The organism is Roseateles sp. P5_B10, from assembly GCF_056400485.1.
This window is the reverse complement of record NZ_JBFULE010001243.1, coordinates 1-1067: the sequence shown is the minus strand read 5'-3', so window position 1 is coordinate 1067 and position 1067 is coordinate 1. Positions and strand designations below refer to the sequence as shown.

At 64.5% G+C, this 1067-nt stretch carries 2 protein-coding genes; both read left to right on the top strand.

All coding sequences use genetic code 11. From position 1 onward, the window contains the following. Positions 1–292 (top strand): alpha-isopropylmalate synthase regulatory domain-containing protein (locus AC1DU6_RS32445; RefSeq protein ID WP_477862348.1); only part of this gene is annotated, 292 nt, incomplete at its 5' end. A gap of 163 nt (positions 293–455) precedes the next feature. Further along, complete coding sequence (locus tag AC1DU6_RS32440; RefSeq protein WP_200955291.1) at positions 456–1022, top strand: PEP-CTERM sorting domain-containing protein; 567 nt, start codon at positions 456–458, stop codon at positions 1020–1022. The last annotated feature ends 45 nt before the right edge of the window (positions 1023–1067 follow it).

The window sequence follows — 1067 nt, the reverse complement described above, 5'->3', positions numbered from 1 at the left end:
GCTCCAGGAGCATCGCGCGGAAAGCGACGGCAACGGTCCGGTCGACGCGACGCTGCGCGCCATCGAGTCGGTCGTGCAGTCGGGGGCAGAGATGCTGCTGTATTCCGTCAACGCGATCACGGGTGGCAGCACGGAGTCACAGGGTGAGGTGACGGTGCGGCTGCAGCATGCCGGTCGGGTGGTGAACGGGGTCGGCGCCGACCCCGACATCATCGTGGCGTCGGCCAAGGCCTACTTGAGCGCACTGAACAAGCTGCAGAGCAAGGCCGAGCGCGTGGCAGCCCAAGGCTAGCCCGCCGTCGCGCCCAGAAGCGTCGAGTTTTTTGACAGTCGCAGCGCGGCATTGGCAGCGTCCTTTGCTAAACCGTTGATCGCTCTGAGTTTTTCCATCAATCTTGTGGATGGTCCGGAAATTGCGTGACGTCGGCGTCCGCATCCGAAACCCTGGAGTACCCATGTCGTCGATCGCCCGCCTTCTGAAAGCCTTCACCCTCTCCGTCGGTATCTTGGCTGGTAGTTTGGCTGGTGCAGCGCCCACGATCAGCTATTCGGGCGGCGTTGCAGTCGGCATCCAGGACCTGGAGGTCGATGGCCTGACCTATGACGTTTCCTTTGTCTTCGGGCCCTACAACACGGTCTTTGCCTCTGACGCCCCGACCTTCCTCGGCGACGAGGCGGCTGCGAATGAGGCGGCGGACGCCCTGCTGGCGGTTCTGGGGGCGCCTCCCACCGTCGTCATCGGCGACCCGTCGAGCTGCTGCGGGGTTCTTTGGGTGGCGTTCGCTGACCAGTTCCAAGGCAATATTGGCCAATACCAGGCAACGCAGACGGGCTATCAGGATGGCACCGGCGCCACCTGGCAGCGTTTTGGGTCGTTCGTGGACTCGAAGACGGCCAACCGCACCGAGAACAATTGGGCCTTTGCCGTGTTCACCCCGAACACCGTGCCTGAGCCGGGCTCGCTGGCCCTTGTTGGCTTGGCAATCGCGGGTCTCGGCGTCGCGCGCCGCCGCGCTTCCTGATCGGCTAAGGATGGCGCCACGCCGCGCCAACATCCCGCACCCCCA